Origin of the sequence: Shewanella hanedai (assembly GCF_007197645.1) — a bacterium.
Lineage (GTDB): Bacteria > Pseudomonadota > Gammaproteobacteria > Enterobacterales > Shewanellaceae > Shewanella > Shewanella hanedai.
This window is the reverse complement of the sequence record NZ_VKGK01000011.1, coordinates 24536-42766: the sequence shown is the minus strand read 5'-3', so window position 1 is coordinate 42766 and position 18231 is coordinate 24536. Positions and strand designations below refer to the sequence as shown.

General features: G+C 43.5%; 14 protein-coding genes. 5 read left to right on the top strand and 9 right to left on the bottom strand.

The window, feature by feature from the left end; all coding sequences use genetic code 11:
* The first annotated feature begins 350 nt into the window (after window positions 1–350).
* From FN961_RS10645 to FN961_RS10635, 3 genes are read left to right on the top strand one after another with little or no spacing between them, the layout of a single operon-like run.
* Window positions 351–1565, top strand: a complete 1215-nt coding sequence (locus FN961_RS10645; protein ID WP_144040166.1) for an ABC-three component system protein — start codon at window positions 351–353, stop codon at window positions 1563–1565.
* Window positions 1555–2064, top strand: coding sequence for an ABC-three component system middle component 4 (locus tag FN961_RS10640; protein ID WP_144040165.1), 510 nt, complete (start codon window positions 1555–1557; stop codon window positions 2062–2064). Before FN961_RS10645 ends, FN961_RS10640 begins: the two co-directional genes overlap by 11 nt.
* Window positions 2065–4062 (top strand): ATP-binding protein, encoded by a 1998-nt coding sequence (locus FN961_RS10635; RefSeq protein ID WP_144040164.1) that lies wholly within the window; start codon window positions 2065–2067, stop codon window positions 4060–4062.
* A 542-nt stretch (window positions 4063–4604) separates the two neighbouring features.
* Here FN961_RS10635 and FN961_RS10630 read toward each other — a convergent pair.
* The 9 genes from FN961_RS10630 to FN961_RS10590 all read right to left on the bottom strand — a co-directional run bounded on the left by FN961_RS10630 (window position 4605) and on the right by FN961_RS10590 (window position 13705).
* A complete protein-coding gene (locus FN961_RS10630) occupies window positions 4605–5657 on the bottom strand; it encodes an alpha/beta hydrolase (RefSeq protein ID WP_144040163.1) in 1053 nt (350 codons plus the stop codon).
* Complete coding sequence (gene kynA / locus FN961_RS10625; protein WP_229814673.1) at window positions 5658–6566, bottom strand: tryptophan 2,3-dioxygenase; 909 nt, start codon at window positions 6564–6566, stop codon at window positions 5658–5660.
* A 2-nt stretch (window positions 6567–6568) separates the two neighbouring features.
* Window positions 6569–7939 (bottom strand): FAD-dependent oxidoreductase, encoded by a 1371-nt coding sequence (locus FN961_RS10620; protein ID WP_144040162.1) that lies wholly within the window; start codon window positions 7937–7939, stop codon window positions 6569–6571.
* A gap of 1 nt (window position 7940) precedes the next feature.
* Window positions 7941–9224, bottom strand: a complete 1284-nt coding sequence (gene kynU, locus FN961_RS10615) for a kynureninase (RefSeq protein ID WP_144040161.1) — start codon at window positions 9222–9224, stop codon at window positions 7941–7943.
* Between the two features lie 35 nt (window positions 9225–9259).
* Window positions 9260–10045 (bottom strand): 2-keto-4-pentenoate hydratase, encoded by a 786-nt coding sequence (locus FN961_RS10610; protein ID WP_144040160.1) that lies wholly within the window; start codon window positions 10043–10045, stop codon window positions 9260–9262.
* 47 nt (window positions 10046–10092) lie between these two features.
* Window positions 10093–11106, bottom strand: a complete 1014-nt coding sequence (locus FN961_RS10605) for an amidohydrolase family protein (RefSeq protein ID WP_144040159.1) — start codon at window positions 11104–11106, stop codon at window positions 10093–10095.
* Window positions 11103–11681 carry a 3-hydroxyanthranilate 3,4-dioxygenase gene (locus FN961_RS10600; RefSeq protein WP_144040158.1) on the bottom strand — a complete coding sequence of 193 codons (579 nt, stop codon included), beginning with the start codon at window positions 11679–11681 and terminating at the stop codon, window positions 11103–11105. The genes FN961_RS10605 and FN961_RS10600 overlap by 4 nt, the downstream gene beginning before the upstream one ends.
* A gap of 47 nt (window positions 11682–11728) precedes the next feature.
* Window positions 11729–12160 carry a RidA family protein gene (locus FN961_RS10595; protein ID WP_144040157.1) on the bottom strand — a complete coding sequence of 144 codons (432 nt, stop codon included), beginning with the start codon at window positions 12158–12160 and terminating at the stop codon, window positions 11729–11731.
* 78 nt (window positions 12161–12238) lie between these two features.
* Window positions 12239–13705 carry a 2-hydroxymuconic semialdehyde dehydrogenase gene (locus FN961_RS10590; protein ID WP_144040156.1) on the bottom strand — a complete coding sequence of 489 codons (1467 nt, stop codon included), beginning with the start codon at window positions 13703–13705 and terminating at the stop codon, window positions 12239–12241.
* Between the two features lie 331 nt (window positions 13706–14036).
* Between FN961_RS10590 and FN961_RS10585 the strand changes: the two genes are divergently transcribed.
* Entirely contained in the window at window positions 14037–15386 is a 1350-nt protein-coding gene (locus FN961_RS10585; RefSeq protein ID WP_144040155.1) for a sodium-dependent transporter, read from the top strand.
* 225 nt (window positions 15387–15611) lie between these two features.
* Window positions 15612–18161 (top strand): TonB-dependent receptor plug domain-containing protein, encoded by a 2550-nt coding sequence (locus FN961_RS10580; protein WP_144040154.1) that lies wholly within the window; start codon window positions 15612–15614, stop codon window positions 18159–18161.
* The last annotated feature ends 70 nt before the right edge of the window (window positions 18162–18231 follow it).

Sequence of the window (18231 nt, the reverse complement as noted above, 5' to 3'; positions counted from 1 at the left end):
TTTTAATGATATTCCCTGTGGGATATTGAATACCATACGGTAAGTAAGGTATTGTATCCATAATCAAGGAAATGCTGGCAAGCCTTTATTATATAAGTGAAAACTGAATAATAAAACAGCGCCAATCAAGGATGAAACAGTAGAACGCTTTGTGTTGAATGCCAAAGGCTTCAAAGCACTAACTTACCTACCTCACTCGACTCTTTCAAAGAGCATTTCCCAGTGCATTAAATTAGTTAGTTTTCAATGATAAATTGGGTGGTAGGCAATGATTTTTTAAGTTGTCTTTAGGTGTTTATTTGTATTGTACCCAATAAATTAGCCAATTATTTCAGAATAAGGAAATACGGATGAGTATGTTTCACTGGGTAAAAAAGGATGACAAACCCAACTTGATTGTCTTTATACATGGTCTCAAAGGAGGGCTTGAAACTTGGTCATATGACGATAACACCTCCTTCCCTGAACTTTTAAAATCTCAAACCGATTTCATTTCAGGTTTTGATATTGCTTGTTTCGACTATTTTACAACTTTTACCGAAACTTACGGTAAAACTAAAAGTCTATTCCGTGGTCTATTTTCGTCGTTTAAGACAAAAGAGACAAACCTCCCTATAGAAGAACTATCTGAATTGTTAAAGACAGAGATAGCTCTTACTGATTTCGATAACATCATTTTCATTGCCCACAGTATGGGTGGACTAATAGCTAAATCTTGCATTTTAAAGCAAATAGACGAAAATCATGTTAGTAATATTAGAGGATTAATATCTCTCGCTGTGCCTCATTCTGGCGCACTTATTGCCAATATCGGTGGTTTAGTCTCAAGCAACGTACAACTTCAAGATTTAAGTGTTTTAAGCCCTACAATCGACAAGCTAAATAGACAATGGATACAAACCCCAAATACTCCGTGCACAAAATATATTTATGCAAGCCACGACAAGTATGTAGATAAAAAAAGCGCGCTGGCAATTGATGCATTGAAAAAAGATTCTATGGCTGTAAATGCCGATCATTCAACCATATGTAAACCTAAGGATGTAGATGAATCGGCCTTTAAAGTTGTAATTAAACATATTGAGACAATGAAAGGTGAGTTTAAAAACCAAGTCCCTCTTCAATCTTTAGCTGAACCTGACGCATACTCCAATGAATACTTTGTTATAAAAATGGTTTTAGCTGATATTCACAGTAGAATTCAAGGGCATGCAAAGGAATACTTTTACAATGCCGAGCTGGCAAGAAAAGTATTTACAAGTGAATCCGACCGGAAAAAACTCGAGAAACTGTATAGTAAAATCAGGTGTCTGTATCAAGAAGAATTAGAGGCACACATAGCAGACGGTACAATTACAGATAAATTCATCACCTCTGTTCACCAGCGAATAACAGATGAAGACGAGCGAATTTTAAACCAAATTTTAGGTGGTCTAGATTCTGTCCATAAAAAGGGAATGCTACACCAGTTATCAAACAAGTTTGATACCGATATCATTTGGGAAAAGAATACATCCATATTACAGATTCGCACATCAAGGGAGGGGGCTCATAATGAGCTTTAACTTACCTTATATAGCCATAGATGAGGATTTATACTTAAACACTGCAATTATGACTCTCATTCTCAATAAGTTATCGCGAAACACTAAGGGGAGTTTGAAGCTTGATTTACCGAAAATTCAAGTGTTTATGTTTCTTATAAAACACCCGTCACATATAAATGCAATCCTTGAGGCTACAGGGAAACGTTCTCCAGATCTCAAACAATATTCTACTTATACGATGGACAGTCTAGCAATAAATGTAGATGAACTGTTTAACATAAAAAAAACTAGGTTGTTGCTCAGAAAACTCGCAAGTTTAAATTTGCTAGGTGCTATCGACGATCCTAAGAATGGCCTAAGTTTTCACTTGACAGAAGATGGAGTTAAGTTGGCCAGCGAATTCACGGAAGCACACTTTGAAAGTGTTAACCTCTATATTGAAGCACTAACTCCTCTGCTTTCAATTACCTCTTCCAAGCTACACTCCGCACTTAACAGCATATTTAAGGACAAATAAATGCATTCATATATACAAGTTAAAAAGCTAATCCTGGTCGGAGTCAGAAAGAACTACACCACAACATTTCATTCAGGGGTAAATATTATTTATGGTGACTCTGATACTGGTAAATCGAGCATCTTAGAGTTCATAAACTATTTGTTAGGAAGTAGTTCAATTGAAGTTGGCGATGAAATTGCTACCTCTGTAAAGCATGCTGCCCTTGAAATAGATATAAATGGAAAACCGAAAACAATAGTCCGTGAAATCTACGATAATAACGCTTATGTAAATGTATACCCTTGCACATTTGATGAAACTTCAAACTTTCATCCGGACATTTACAGCCCAAATTTCATCAGTAACAATGCACCTGATGGCTTCTTTTCTGACTTTTTATTAGACTCTTTAAACTACCCAAAAGTCAAAATAAAAAAAGCACCAACTCAAGCCTCCTCGGACATGCAAAGGCTCGGATTCAGAAGCCTCTTCAAATATTGTTACCTTAATCAGGACGACGTTGGGAGCAAAAGTTTTCTTGACTTGGGTAACTGGGGAAAAGCAACTATCAACAGAGAGGTGTTTAAGTACATTTTTAATGTTTTGGATAGTAACATCACAGAAATGCAGCAGGAAATAGGCTTAAAAACCAAAATAATACAATTAACAAAATCCAAGTTAAACACTGTTTCAGAATTTTTGAGAGATACTAACTGTAAATCACTAGACGATATAGATTTTAAGTTAGCAGTAATCGAAGAGATGAGTGATCATTTATCAGGTGAGCTAAATAACCTCAACAGCGAAATGGTTGCAAGTAATGAGAATTACGCCAAACTCAATTCCATCTTCAAAGAATTATCACTTAACGAAAAATCAATAAAAAGCCAGATTCAATCAACTGGCCAGCTAGTAGACAAGTACTCTCGACTGAAAAATGATTACGGCAATGACATAAATAAAATAAAAAGTACTTTGGTAGCACAAGGTAGGATTGGCGATGTTTCTTTAATGAGCAAGCTTACAACCCCTGCTTTGCCCTGCCCTGTATGTGAGCAAGATATAAAGCCATCAATGGAGGAGACCCATTACTTAATATCCCCCAAAGATATGCTTAACCAAGAGCTTGCTTCATTAAAAAATAGGAGAAGAGACATTGCATCACTTATCGAATCAAGCATCCATAAGTCACAAGCACTACAAAGGGGGCTAATCCCTGTACAAGAAGACATCTCAAAAATTAGGACTATGTTAGACACCGAAAGCGTTGAAATGATTACCCCTTATTTGACTCAAAGGGATACTTTGGTTAGTGAGTTAGCAAGCTTAAGTAAAGAAAAGGAAGCTCAACAAACCAGTCTAAAAATGAGAAACCAACAAGTAAAAATTAAAGAATACTTAGATAACCAAATAAAATTATTAGGTGAACTGGAAGACAAACTTGCATCACTTCAAGCCAGCACCCCAAGTATGGACCTAGTTCTTAATGATCTTGGTGATTCTCTGAACACTTATTTAGAGAATGTTCATATCAATAAAAGAACCGGAATATCAATAAGTTCAAAGTCCTATGCTCCTGTAATAAGAGATAAAGACTACTACTCCATTACATCGGGAGGGCTGAGAACTATTTGTTCTATTGGATATATGTTATCAATTTTAGATTATTCTTATACTCATGAAATGAATCACCCCAAACTACTGCTCATTGATACCGTAGGTAAATATTTAGGAAAAACGACAAAGCCAAGATATCAAGAATTAACAGATACAAAAGCTGACGTTTCAGAAGGTGTCTCCGACCCATCTAAATACAAAAACATATATGACCAAATAATAACAAGCTCAGAAAAAGCTGAGAAACTGGGTATTAAAAGCCAAATTATCTTAGTCGACAATGACGTACCCGATGCAATGGTAGAGTCGTATAGTCAATACATCGTTGCCCACTTTAGCTCTACTGGAGAAGATGGACTGGATTATGGTTTGATAGATGACGCTAATGAACAACATTAATGTCGATATTTGGGAAAGTGAGGAATAGTACATCTTTTGGAAACAGATAGTGGTCTTCTAGTCCTCCCATAGCTCCAAACTTCGCCGCAGGTTATAACAAGTCCCCGTTGGAAGTTGTCGAAATATGTAACTAAAAATCCCGTAGAGCCATCATGGGTGATGGATTAGGCTCGGAGTTACATGGATGTAGCATCTGAGCCGCTAGGTGATTTTTATTGGAGTATGAGGCTCGTACTCAATGCATGAACTTCGTCGGGCGGCAAGGGGAGATGCAACTGCTCGAAAGCTTTTGAAAACCTCCAGCTTTTCTCCGTGTACTCCGTGAAAGCGTAGCGCTCCGTGGTGAGACTGTCTTTTCTTAAAGTAAACCAAAGCCAAAGCTATCTACACGGAGAGAAGCCACAGTCAGAGGCTAAATATTGATCTCATGACCTTATCGCAGCAGAGCGTCCTAGAAGTGAGCTTGCGAGCGTTCTCGCAGGCACGTAGTGCCGCCCTAGCAGGGCAAAGCCCGTCCTTCTTCCCAGTGGTGAGACAGCTCTCTAATCCATCTGTTTGAGCACTTCCTCAAATAACCAAGCCCCTTTAACACCCAAATCCAAAATCACATCGAAATGGTTACGACCAGCAATCTCACTGAAAGTAACAACAAACCCTTGTTCCTCTAGTTGAGCTTTCATAGCCAAACTCTGGCGTTTGAACTCACTGGTTTCATTATCACCAAAGGCGATAATCACTGGGCATTGATTCAAGGTTAAATGTCGCAGAGGGCTATTGGCTTCGACTTCAAGTACCGTTAACTGCAATGGATCATTGATAGTGGTTTTCAGCAGAGGCGCAATGTCATAGATGCCACTGACGGCGCAGACGCCTTTGATAAAGGGCTGCTTAGCGTTAGCTTTTGCTGCAGGAACGGGCTCAATAGTGGTGTTAATGTTTGGCTGATTTGCTTGGTAAGCGCTAGTCAAATGGCTTTTATCTAAGTCACTTTTAGCTAAGTAGATTGGCCAATCGGTTTGGAGCATCATTAGGCAGAGGTGTGCGCCAGCAGAGCTACCTGACAGGTAGATCTCATTGGCATCGAACCCCAGACTATCGGCGTTAGCGGCTAGCCAAACAAGGGCGCGGCGGTTTTGCTCCACTATCTCAGTTAAACTCGCCTTAGGTGCCAAGCTGTAGTTGATGACGGCAAAGTAGTGGCCAGCTTGCTGGAACGCGTTGGCTGCAAATGCGGATTCCTCTTTGGTGAGTTCTTGCCAGTAGCCGCCATGGATAAAGACATGCAACTTCTTTCCCTGAGCTGTTGCAGCCTCTTGGGCTTTGACGCTGTGATGAGTAGGAAGAAAGAGGTCGAGCACTTCATCCTCTTTATTCTTACACTGAGGGTCACCGTAGCTCAGGTTTCTGAGTACAGAGTTGTCAGCAACAGCTTGTTGGATGACGGTTTGGCTTTGATCTATATATTGCTGAATATAGATCATGATGTCATCGACACAACTACTGGGTGAGTACTCTTGCTCGAGAAGGGCTTGTTCAAGGCACTCTTTTTCAAGATAGGCTTGAGCTAGCATTGTCTTATCGGGTGGCGGCAACATTTAGAGGTGTGTCCGCAGTTCAAACAGTTCAGGAAAGAAACTGATATCTAATGCTTTTTTAAGAAAGCTAACACCGGATGAACCACCAGTGCCCATCTTGTTACCAATGATACGTTGCACTGTGTACATGTGCTTGAAGCGCCATTGCTGAAATGCATCTTCAATATCGATTAATTTCTCGGCCAGTTCATAGAGTTCAAAATGCTCATCGGCATTACGGTAGACGCTGAGCCACGCATTGAGAACGGACTCATTGGTTTCATAAGCTTGGCTGAAGTCACGGTTCAGAGCGTCATCATCAATGGATAGCCCCTGTTTATGCAGTACTTTAATGACTTCATCGTAAAGGCTGGGGCGTTCGAGTATCGTTTTAAGTTCGCTGTGTACCTTAGGGTCGCTTTCATGCACCTGAATGAGGCTGGCGTTTTTATTGCCCAGTAGAAACTCAATCTTGCGGTAACCGTAAGATTGGAAGCCTGAGGAGTGACCGAGCGAGTCTCTAAATTTGAGGTAATCGACAGGGGTTAACGTGGAGAGGATATTCCAAGATTGGGTGAGCTGATTTAAAATCTGTTTCACCCGTGAGATCACCTTGAAGGCATGACTAAAATCCCCCTCCTGAACATTTTTTATCATGGTGTCGAGTTCGTTGCCCGCCAGCTTTAACCAGAGTTCGCTGGTTTGGTGAATGATGATAAATAGCATCTCATCTGGGACGTCGGATTGAGGGTGCTGGGCTGTGAGTACTTGCTCAAGGCAGAGGTAATCCCCGTAGGACATATCATCCTCAAAATCGGTATGGATAGAGTCTTCCATCTCCCGAGTTTGGCTCGATTTTGGACGTTCTTGGCTATTTGTTGGCTTAGGGCTACCTGCTTGCTTAGGGCTACTGCTATGTGGGCACACCATGACTATTTCTCCAGTTTTTCTAATACAAGTTTATGCAGTAATTGATAAACATGGGGTGCTTGCCACTCTTGATGAATATTATCCAATTGCATTATCTCGTCCATGATCTCTTTTTGTATCTCCCCAATCGCCAGCGCAGATGAGTAGGGCAGATGAGGTGAGAAGGTGACCATCGAATACAGAGGAACCCAAAGTTGTGGGTACATCCTATTGAATTCGCTTTCAATCTTCTTACGTAATAAGAAGTCACTATCGCCTGATAAATCACTCATTTCAACAAAGTTTCGCTTTGCTAACTCGATAATGGCATCGCCGTTGGGCTTTCGCTCCGCTTGGTAGGCGGCCAATATATGATCCCAGTTGTGTGCATGCTCATCGATTAATTCGTTGAGAATACGGCAATCCTCAAAGCCACAATTCATCCCTTGTCCATAAAAAGGCACCATGGCATGAGCAGCATCGCCAATGAGTCCAACCTTGTTATTCACTACCCAAGGATAGATATGAACCAGACAAAGGGGAGAGGCGGACTTTTGCATGAAATCATCGACAGGATTGTCGAGTAGAGGCAGCGCATCGGCAAAATTATCTTCGAAGAAACCTGTGACTTTTTCCCTGCTGTTAAGGGACTCAAATGACAGTTCACCCTCATGATTTAAAAACAGAGTGCAGGTGAAAGAGCCATCGGTATTCGGTAGGGCGATGAGCATAAAAGCTTTTCTAGGCCAGATATGCAGGGCATTTTTTTCGAGCTTGTGGCTGCCATCTTTATTGGCGGCAATGGTGAGTTCGATATAGCTTTGTGGCATATATTCAAGGCTATAACTAATACGTTCTTTAGTTAACTCTTGTGCCAAGCGCCTTACCTTTGAGAATGCGCCGTCGGCGCCAAAGAGCAAGTCACTCTGGTGATGCTTCGTTTCTTTATCCTTGGTTGAGAACACGCTGCTGGCGCTGTCGAAATCAAGTTGAGTCAGGTGATGTTCGAAGTGAACATCAATTAACGGCTCCGCCTCGGCAAGTGAGATAAGTTGCTCATTAATCCCTGAACGCGACACTGACCAGATAGCCTGATTTTCTTTGCCGTAGGGTTGCTTGGTTAAATTGCCCTGTAAGTCATGCATCACGCGGCAGTACATTGGGATAGCATGCTCACGAATACTCTCATCTAGCCCCACGGCTTGCAGCGCTAGCCAGCCACGATCGGACAAGGCGAGATTAATCGATTTACCCTGATAGATACTCGCTTTGCGAGAGTCGACTCTTGACTCAAACAGGTCAACTTTATAGCCTTGTTTTGCCAGCATCACTGAGAGGAGGGCGCCGACAGGTCCTGCGCCGGCAACCGTGATATTTTTTACCTGCTTTTCCATACTACCTCCAGTTTTTCGCTAAAGACTTCAAGGTTTGCCCCAGTAGATAGACATCTTCGAAGCTGTTGTACAGCGGCGTTGGTGCCAGTCTGATGACATCGGGCTCACGAAAATCGGCGATAACCCCAGCTTTGGTTAGGGCTTGGAAAAAGTCTTTGTTGGTGCCAACCAGCTTAATTGAAAGCTGACATCCACGGCGAGTCGGTTCGTTAGGCGTGATGATCTCAAGGCTAATATCGGCAAATTGGTCGACAATATCATTAAAGATAAATTCAAGATAAGCGGTCAGTTTAAGGCTTTTGGCTCTGAGGTTTTCAATTCCAGCTTCATCAAAGATATCTAGCGACGATTTTAGTATCGCCATGCCCATCACAGGTGCGTTACTTATCTGCCACCCTTCGGCGCCAGTCATCGGCTCAAAGCTGTTTTCCATCAGGAAGCGTCGCTCTTTGTTGTGTCCCCACCAGCCGCCGAATCGATTGATTTCGGTGTTATTACCGTGGCGGTCGTTGACGAAAATACCGCCGACATTACCTGCACTGGAGTTAAGGTATTTATAGGTACACCAGGCCGCAAAATCCACATCCCAGTCGTGCAATTTCATCGGCACATTCCCCACTGCATGGGCAAGGTCAAAGCCTGCTAAGGCACCGACGTTATGGGCTGCTTTGGTGAGCTTTTCCATGTCGAATAGCTGGCCTGTGAAATAGTTAACTCCACCAAAAAACAGCAGCGCAAGTTCGTCAGCATTGTCGTTTACCGCGGCAATAATATCTTCTTCACGGATCAGGTATTCGCCATCACGGGGGGATATTTCGATAATCGCGTCATCGGGATTAAGCCCATGGTGACGGACTTGAGTTTCGAGCAGATAGCGATCTGAGGGAAACATTTTTGCTTCGCTGATGATCTTAAAACGCTTTGCTGTCGGTTTGTAAAACGAGACAAACAAGAGGTGAAGATTGGTGGTTAGTGAGTTCATACACACCACTTCTGACTCGTTGGCGCCAACCAATTTTGCTGATGCTGGCGTTAAAATCTCATGGTAACTGACCCAAGGGTTCTTGGCATGAAAGTGACCTTCGACGCCCCATTGAGCCCAATCTTCTAACTCTTGATTGATATATTCTTTGGCCGTTTTAGGCTGCAAGCCTAGGGAGTTGCCGGTGAAGTAAAGCACTTGCTTACCATCGATAACAGGATGATGGAACTGCGCCTTGTAGTGGGCTAGCGGATCATTTTTATCTTGCTGCTGAGCAAATGCGAGTGTGTTTTCGAATGTCATGGTTTGTCCTTATAAACTCAGGTTATTTGCTTCGGCTATGTGTTTGAACTGAGAGTGCTGTTATTTAATGTAGAGAAGTGGCATGGCGCTAAGCCTTCAATCTCTGCTGATATCGTTTGTCCTGGTGCTAAGGCAACCGCGGCGGTTGCGGCTCCCGCCAAGATAATTTGCCCTGCTTGTAGCGACTCACCATATTGAGCCACGCAGCGTGCCGCTTCGATAAGTGAGTTGAGCGGGTGATCTAATATATCTTGGCTACTGCCGCGCTCAACTTCGGTATCGTTGACCTTTAATGCCATTGCTAGGCCGTCGATATTGGTGTCAGCCGATTGCCAAGGGCCGATGACAAACCCTGTGCTTGAGCAGTTGTCGGCGATAACATCACTGAGTGAGAATTTAAAATTTTGATAGCGTGAATCAATCACCTCGATTGCACCTGCGACTGCGTCAATGGCAGCGAGCGCTTCCTCTTTAGTGACGATGCCAGCAAGCGGGCTCTTAAGGCGAAAAGCGATTTCAGGTTCCGCTCTAGGGTGAACGTAATGGGTTAAGTCTATGGTGCCGCCATCTTGGATCATCATGGTGTCGGTTAATCGACCCCAGATCAGATCGTCGACGCCCATTTGAATCATCTTGGCGCGGCTGGTAAAGCCCATCTTGTAGCCGACTAACTTCTCCCCACGGGATAACCTTTGTTCGATACTCAACTTTTGTACTTGATAAGCATCATCTAGGGATAATTGAGTCGATGAGGATAGCTGAGGAATGCTGATGGCATTGGCAGCTGCTTGGTCGAGTTTCTTGGCTAAATCATTGAGCATATTATCTCTCTTCTTGTTCAAATTAGGTTGCAGCAAGTTAACGCTGATTAAAGGCTAAAAAACTGTTCGGCGTTACTGGCGAGCAATTTTTGCTTTGTCTGGTCGCTAAGATCTGCTGAGGTTTTAATTAACTGACCCATCTGTTGTTCGCCTAAGGGAAAGGGGTAGTCAGTGCCAAACATCAGTCGTTCTGGCCCCATCTTCTTCACGAGTAGGTCTAATGCGTCGTGATCAAACACGGCCGTATCAAGATGAAAGCGATTAAGGTAGTGGCTCGGCGGATGTTGGGACTTGCCTCGTGCAATGTCTTTGTGGTGCCAAGCGTTCTCTAAACGGCCAAGCAGGAAGGCAAATGAGCCGCCGCCATGGGCAAAGCAGATCTTAAGAGTGTCACTGACGCGATCGAAGCCGCCGCCTAAAATCATCGACACGATAGAGAGCTGGGTTTCGGCTGGCATGCCAACAGTCCAGCCCATCATGTAATCTTTGGTGCGCTCGCTCGCCATCATGTCCCAAGGGTGAACAAATACAGGAATATCTTCATCTGCGCAGTGCTGTAAAAAGGTGAGTACCCCTTCATCGTCCATGTTTTTTTCGCCGACATGGTTACCTATCTGTACGCCCACATGGCCACACGCTTTAGCGCGGCTGACTTCGATACAAGAGGCGTCGATATTCTGTAGTGGGACTTGCGCTAAGGCGAACAGGCGTTGAGTATCTTTTGAGCAGATATCTAACGCAGCATCATTAAAGAGCTGAGCGCAGTAGCTTGCTTGCTCTACGGGTCGGTCATAGGCAAATAAAATCGGCGTCGCTGAGATGATCTGTTTATCCACCCCGTCACGGTCCATTTCGTCTAAACGAACTTGAGCATCCCAACAGGCTGAATAAACAGGTCTAAAGGCTTGCTTTCCCTTCATCAACATGGCTTTTTCTGGTTGGGTATTATTCACATTACTTTCAGAATGAGACAGCCAAGGCCAGCCATCGCCACCAAATTTCTTTTGCAGGTTCTCCCACTCTTTAGGGATGAAATGTGAGTGAATATCGACGACCTTCATGATTTGTCCTTTTCTTTACTTTGTTCTGTATCTTCAAGCGTCACCCAACCTTGCGGGGCCTCTTTGCCTGGGTGTAACTCGCCACATTCTGGGCAAGTTCTCGCTTGCTCATCTTCATAGAAAGCTTGGTAGATGGGCGGGAGATCTCGCACGATAGATTTAAGTGCCACTTCAGCTCTGTGAACTAAGGCATCACATTTAAAACAGTACCACTCAAATGCATCTTTCATTCCCTCGGGGCGCTTAGGCTCTATGACTAAGCCGATACTGCCGGCCATAGGACGTTGAGGAGAGTGACGTACGTGAGGAGGAAGAAAGAAGATGTCGCCTTCGCGGATAAACAGATCGCGGCATTTACCCTCTTCGATAACCTTGAGGACCATGTCGCCCTTGAGTTGATAGAAGAACTCCTCAACCGGATCATCATGAAAATCGGTACGCTGATTGGGCCCACCCACGACAGTGACCATCATGTCGGTGTCTTCCCAGATCTGCACATTGCCGACGGGGGGCTTAAGCAGATGTTGATGCTCATCTATCCAGTTTTGAAAGTTAAATGCGGCTAATTTACTCATCTGCTTAGGTTACCTTTTAATCAATTTCTTTTAGAAGCGAGTGTGTATTATTTGATTGGCTTATAGGCCACGGCTTTGCACTCAATCAGTAGGTGCGGATGAGGCAGTTGATGCACAGCAACTGTGGTACGAGTCGGCCCGTCGTAATCAAAGTATTCTGCATAGACACGGTTGTAGCCTGCAAAGTCATTCATGTTGACCAGAAAAGTGCTGATCTCGACCAGATCGTCTAAATCGGCATCGACTGAGCGTAAAATGTCACGAATGTTGTCAATGACGGCTCGTGTCTGAGCTTCTATATCTAAATTAGTGGCACCCATCTCATCAACTTCAACGCCAGCAAAGGAGTTATCTGGCAGCCTAGAGCTGGTGCCTGATACATAGATAAAGTCGCCAGCGCGTTTAAGGTGAGGGAAGCGGCCTCTTGGTTTGGCTTTGCCCTCTACGAGTTTTGCAGTTGTTTTGTCGTTTGACTTCATTGGTCTCTATTCTCGTTTTATTGCCAGAGCCAGTGAGGTGTTCAACCTTGGCTCTAGAGTTAAATCTCTAGTGTTAAATTAACTATCGATGTGAATGCAGATGTTGATGGGCTCGCTGTAGAAGGCGAGTGAGTGTTTACCACCTTCACGGCCTATTCCGGATAACTTAACGCCACCAAAGGGAGCGCGTAGATCTCGCAAGAACCAAGTATTCACCCACACCAGACCGACATCTAACTGAGGTGAAACGCGGTGAGCACGTGAGAGATTCTCTGTCCATACAGAAGCGGCAAGGCCATAATCGGTATTGTTGACCCTATCTATCACCTCATCTTCATCATCAAACACTGAGATATGGCAGATTGGGCCGAAAACCTCTTCTTGATTCACACGAGCGTTATCACTGAGCCCTGTAATGATGGTGGGTTCAATAAAACAGCCCATATCGCGCTCATCATTGAATTGGGGCACACCACCGCCAGCAACAAATGTGGCTCCCTCGTCCTTGGCCAGTTGGTAGTAAGAGAGCACTTTTTGCTGGTGGACTTTGGAGACTAACGGGCCCATAAATACATCTTTATCTGTGGGGTAACCTATTTTAATCTGTAAAGCTGCTTGTTTAAGGCCCTCAACAAATGGCTCGAAGATTGAGCGATGAACATAGACTTTCTCAGTGCAGAGACAGACTTGGCCACAGTTGGTGAAGCTAGAGCGGGTCACCCCTTTTATCGCTTTATCCAGATCGGCATCGGCAAATACGATGGCAGAGTTTTTACCACCCAGTTCAAATGAGATGGGTTTTACACTATTGGCAACGGATTTCATTATTTGTTTGCCGGTGGATGATGCGCCGGTGAAGGTGATTGCATCAATCCCTTTCGCGCTGGTAAGCGCATCGCCTACCGCACGGCCGCGTCCCAATATCAGATTGAATGCGCCTTTTGGTATCCCGACTTCATCCATCACTTGTGCAAGAAGAAAGGCGGTGGAAGAGGTCTCCTCTGATGGTTTTAATATCACGCTATTACCACAAGCCATGGCGGGGGCTATTTTCCAGGTCGCCAGTAGCAGGGGGAGATTCCAAGGAGAGATAACACCGACTACGCCTAAGGGCTTATTGATGCTGTAGTTAAGGGCTTTATCTCCGGTGGGTGTATCAGTAATAAAGGTTTCACCTGAATTAAACTTTGCTAGATCGGCAAAAAACCTGAAATTTGCAGTACCTCGGGGAATATCTATGGTTTTAACCTGAAAAAGTGATTTTCCGGTGTCGGCTATTTCGGCGGCGATAAACTCCTCTTCACGCTCAGCCATTCGGTCGGCGACTTTATGTAATAACGCGCAACGTTTATTAACGGTCATCTTGCCCCAGCTCGACTCTTGAGCGGCCCGTGCACTTGCCACTGCATTTTCAATCATGGCGGGTGTTGCTTCACTAATATGTGCAATAGCCTGACCATTGACAGGATTTATATTGTCAAAATGAGTATCACTATTAACGAAGTCGCCATCGATGTAGCAAGTTAATATTGGTAGTTCAGACATTTACCTAGCCTCAGAATAGCGGTCGCTATTGTTTTTGATATTTATTAAAGGTTATCTGCTTTTAAAAAATAACCATAATTTTATAAATCTTCTATTTAGATACAAAAAATGAATGCTTTAGTGCGGAATGATCGGTTTAGAGGCTTGATGTGCTCGGTGTTTGGGTGGACATGAGTACGATAACGATTGTCATCTTTGTTACCATCTTGTTGGCTTTGGTGGGATAAAAAGCTAGAAAGTGTGATTTTTGTCAGTATGATGGTTTCATGCAAAAACAATGAAATAACACTAAGCCTTTGTTTAATAGGCTTTTATAATAAGGTTGTTAAGTATGAGTGTACGTGGTCAGTTTTCATCGAAGCTTGGTTTTGTGCTTGCTGCTGCAGGTTCAGCCGTGGGTTTAGGTAACATTTGGGGGTTTCCCACTCAGGTTGCTAGTAACGGTGGAGCCGCCTTTGTTCTCGTCTATTTGATATTAACTTTCCTGTTGGCTTACCCCATCTTAATGGCTGAGTTGGTTATTGGGCGTTATTCACAGTCGAATATGGTTAATGCGTTACAGGGGATATCTCAGGGGCCTGTTAGTAAATTAAGTGGAAAGTTAACGGGTTATTGGGCATTAACAGTTGTTTGTTTAATATTAAGTTTCTACTCCATTGTTGCGGGTTGGATGCTGGCTTATGCCTCAGCCTCTATCACTGATATTTTAGGATTAGAACAGATTTCATTGTGGTTAACCGCCTTCTCTACACCACGAAATATAGTATTTTGTATTATCTTCTCTTTATTAACCATCGGCATTGTGCATAAGGGGGTGAGTGATGGAATAGAGAAGTGGTCTGCTAGATTGATGCCGTTATTATTAATTCTATTGGTTTCATTAATTATATTTGTCGCGACACTCGAAGGGGCTGCATTAGGCTGGGAAGTGTATGTTATTCCGGATTTTTCAAAAATATTAAGCTCAGAGTTATTAATTAGTGCCTTAGGTCAGGCATTTTTCTCCCTCTCTTTGGGAGTGGGTACCATGCTTATTTACGGCTCATACATCAGTAAAAAAGAGAATATTGTGGTCTTAGGGGCGCAAGTTACCTTAGTTGATATTGGCATTGCGATATTAGCGGGCATGTTAATTATCCCTGCCATGTATGTGGCTCAGCATAATGGCGTCACTATTTTTACTGAAAGTGGTGAATTGATTAATGGCGACAGATTAATATTTACTGTCATACCTGAATTGTTTAATGCCATGGGTGATCTTGGTAATGTCATCTCCTTTATCTTTTTCTCCTTGATGGCGATAGCTGCGGTGACGTCTTCTATCTCAATGCTTGAAGTCCCCGTTGCCTATACGGTAGAAAACACCTCACTTAAAAGAAGCAGAGCGACCTGGCTGATTGGAGCTGTAATTGTGTTGAGCAGTACGGTGATTATCTTTAACTTCGAACTTCTGTTTGGTGCCGTTATTGCGTTTACGACTCAATATAGCCAACCATTACTCGGGTTAGTGTTATCTATATTCGCGGGCTGGGTATGGCGTCGTGATGTGATATTGCAAGAGTTGAAATTAGGCTGTCCAGAGATTGAATCTTCTTGGTTCTGGAAAATATGGCCTAGTTATGTGCGTTTTGTCTGCCCGGTAGTGATTGTGGTGATGTTTTATCACTCAATATTTAGCTAATTATATTTAAATATAGCGGTTAAGTTCATTGGTTGTATTTTGACTTAATTAGCCACCTTTAGGTTCATTGTAGTTTTGCTAATTAATATCACAGGTATTAATTAGCATTAATGGCGTTTTAATCATAAAAATTTGTCTCTGAATTATTCAATATCATGTCTTCATTAATATGAAGTCATCGATGAGTAATTGCTCAGATAATAAATAGTAAATGGAGCAATGATAATGAAAATATTTCGCGCTAATTCATTAACGCTAGCGATAGGCTTAGCAATGGGTAGTACAACTCTGATGGCCCATTCCGCCGAAGAAACATCGATGGATAAAGCTGAGCAAGAGGTCGAAACCATTATGGTATTGGGGACCCGAGTCTCTAATCGCACCGCGACTGAATCTGCTGTGCCGGTTGATATCATTACCGCAGAGAGCCTGACTCGTGGTGGCTTTACGGAACTTGGGCAAAGTCTGCAGGCCAGTGTGCCTTCGTTTAACTTCAGTCGAACCCAAGTCTCCGATGGTTCAGATCTATTTCGTCCTGCAACGTTACGCGGGCTTCAACCTGATCAAACATTGGTATTGATTAATGGTAAGCGTCGCCACAACCAAGCAATATTTGGCCTTAACGGTACCGTTGGAGCGGGCGCCGCTGGTACTGATATGAATGCTATTCCCTTGATTGCACTGAAAGATGTTCAAGTGCTTCGAGATGGCGCCGCGGCGCAATATGGCTCTGACGCCATCGCTGGTGTGATTAACTTATCCCTGAGAGACAGTACTGATGTGACCTCTGGCTATGTTCAAGGTGGCACCACAGGTGAAGGCGATGGTGATAACTATTCGGTAGGGGTAAACACCGGTTTTGATCTGGGTGATGATGGCGGTTTTATTAATCTATCGCTTGAGTACCGTGACGCGGACGGTACTAACCGTGCAGAGCGAGATATTGGTGGTTCATCGACAATACCTAAGGACACCCTGTCTGATGAGGTACGTTGGAGTCAAGGTAATGCCGCTTCTGAATTTAAGTCGGTATTTTATAATGCCATGATGCCTGTGGGCGAGTTTGAGCTTTATTCATTTGGTGGTTATTCAAATCGCACCGCATTAGGTAACGGTTTTTGGCGTAACTTTGATGAAGCAGCAAAAGTTGTGCCTCAAGTCTACCCTGATGGATTTCTGCCGCGCATTTATAATGAAGCGCAGGACACGTCGGTAGCTGTTGGGTTAAGAGGCGATATTAACGATGATTGGCAATTTGATATATCAGGTGTCTATGGTCAAAACCGTTATGATTTTGATTCTAGAAACACGATAAACGCCTCTATTGCTGCTGAATATAAGGTTAACAACCCTAGCGCAACGGACGCAGAAATTGCCGCAAATTCAGGACCTACATCGGGTTACTCTGGCGGTTTTCGTTTTGATCAAACCACGTTCAATGCTGATGTAACTGGTGTGGTTGATATCGGTCGAGACGCCCCCTTATATGTTGCGTTCGGTACTGAGTATCGCAGTGAAAACTATGAGATTGTTGCTGGTGAACTGGCTTCATACTCTTGTGGTAGTACAAATACAGGTAGAGAGTTCGATTCCGTTATGGACCCTGAGAAGTTAGCTGATTGTGGCTTTCAAGCTTACCCAGGCTTAAGACCTGATGCAGCGGGTAAGGCTGACAGAAGCAGTTATGCCTTTTATCTTGATATTGAGACACAGCTTACTGATGACTGGATGTTAGGCACTGCACTTCGATTTGAAGATTTCTCAGATTCTGGCAATGATTTAGTCGGTAAGATATCTTCTCGTTATGATATCAGTGACTCATTTGCTTTACGTGGCGCCGTTTCTACCGGCTTTAGAGCGCCATCGTTGCAACAGAGTGCTTATACCGCTTACACCACAAACTTAGGTGATAACGGGGAGCTGATAAACTCTTTCACTGCTACCGCAGGATCTGATTTCCCCTCGGCATTGGGAGTGGATAACCTAAAGCTTGAAACCTCTAAGAACATGAGTTTAGGGTTTGTGTTAAACGCGACTGATGATCTTTCGTTAACTTTAGATGCTTATAGAATAGAGATTAAGGACAGGATCACCCTTGGCAGTCTTCTATCAGCCGAGGATGTAGCCTTTAGTGCTGATGCCGTTGCAGCCCTAGCTGCGACAGGTGCAGAGCAGGCGAACTACTTCTCTAATTCAGTTAATTCAACCACACAAGGTATCGATCTTATTATTACCCATAAGGCTGACCTGTTTGGTGGTGACTTCAATACCACGTTGGCGGGTAACTTAAATGAAACAGAAATTGACAGTGTTAATGCGCCTGAGGGGATCCCTGAGGATGTTGCACTTGACGATGAGCAGCGTAGTTTCTTAACCGACGGTCAGCCCCATGAACGCGCAACCTTAACCTTCGATTACAGTAGAAATGATTGGCGTGGCATGGTACGAGCTAACTATTTTGGTGAAACTGATGTGACTTACTTCGGTAATGATCATATTGGATTACCAGATGGTATTTTACCCACAGGATCCTTTCAGCCTACCAGTATTGTCGAGTCAGCTGTGTTAGTGGACATTAATCTGGAGTATCACTTCACCGATTCTTTGAGTTTCTCTGCTGGTGTGAATAACATCTTTGATGTGACGCCCGATGAATTAGGTGCAGATGAACCGTTGGATTTCATTACCAATCAAGCGTTCAAGTATCCAGTCAGAGCATTGCCATATGGGTTCGACGGTATTACCTACACGGCTAAGATGAACTTTATTTTTTAATCTTTTGCTGGGTTAGCAATAACCACTGTTAAAACTACAGCCATCGAGTTCTCTCGGTGGCTTTTTTCTA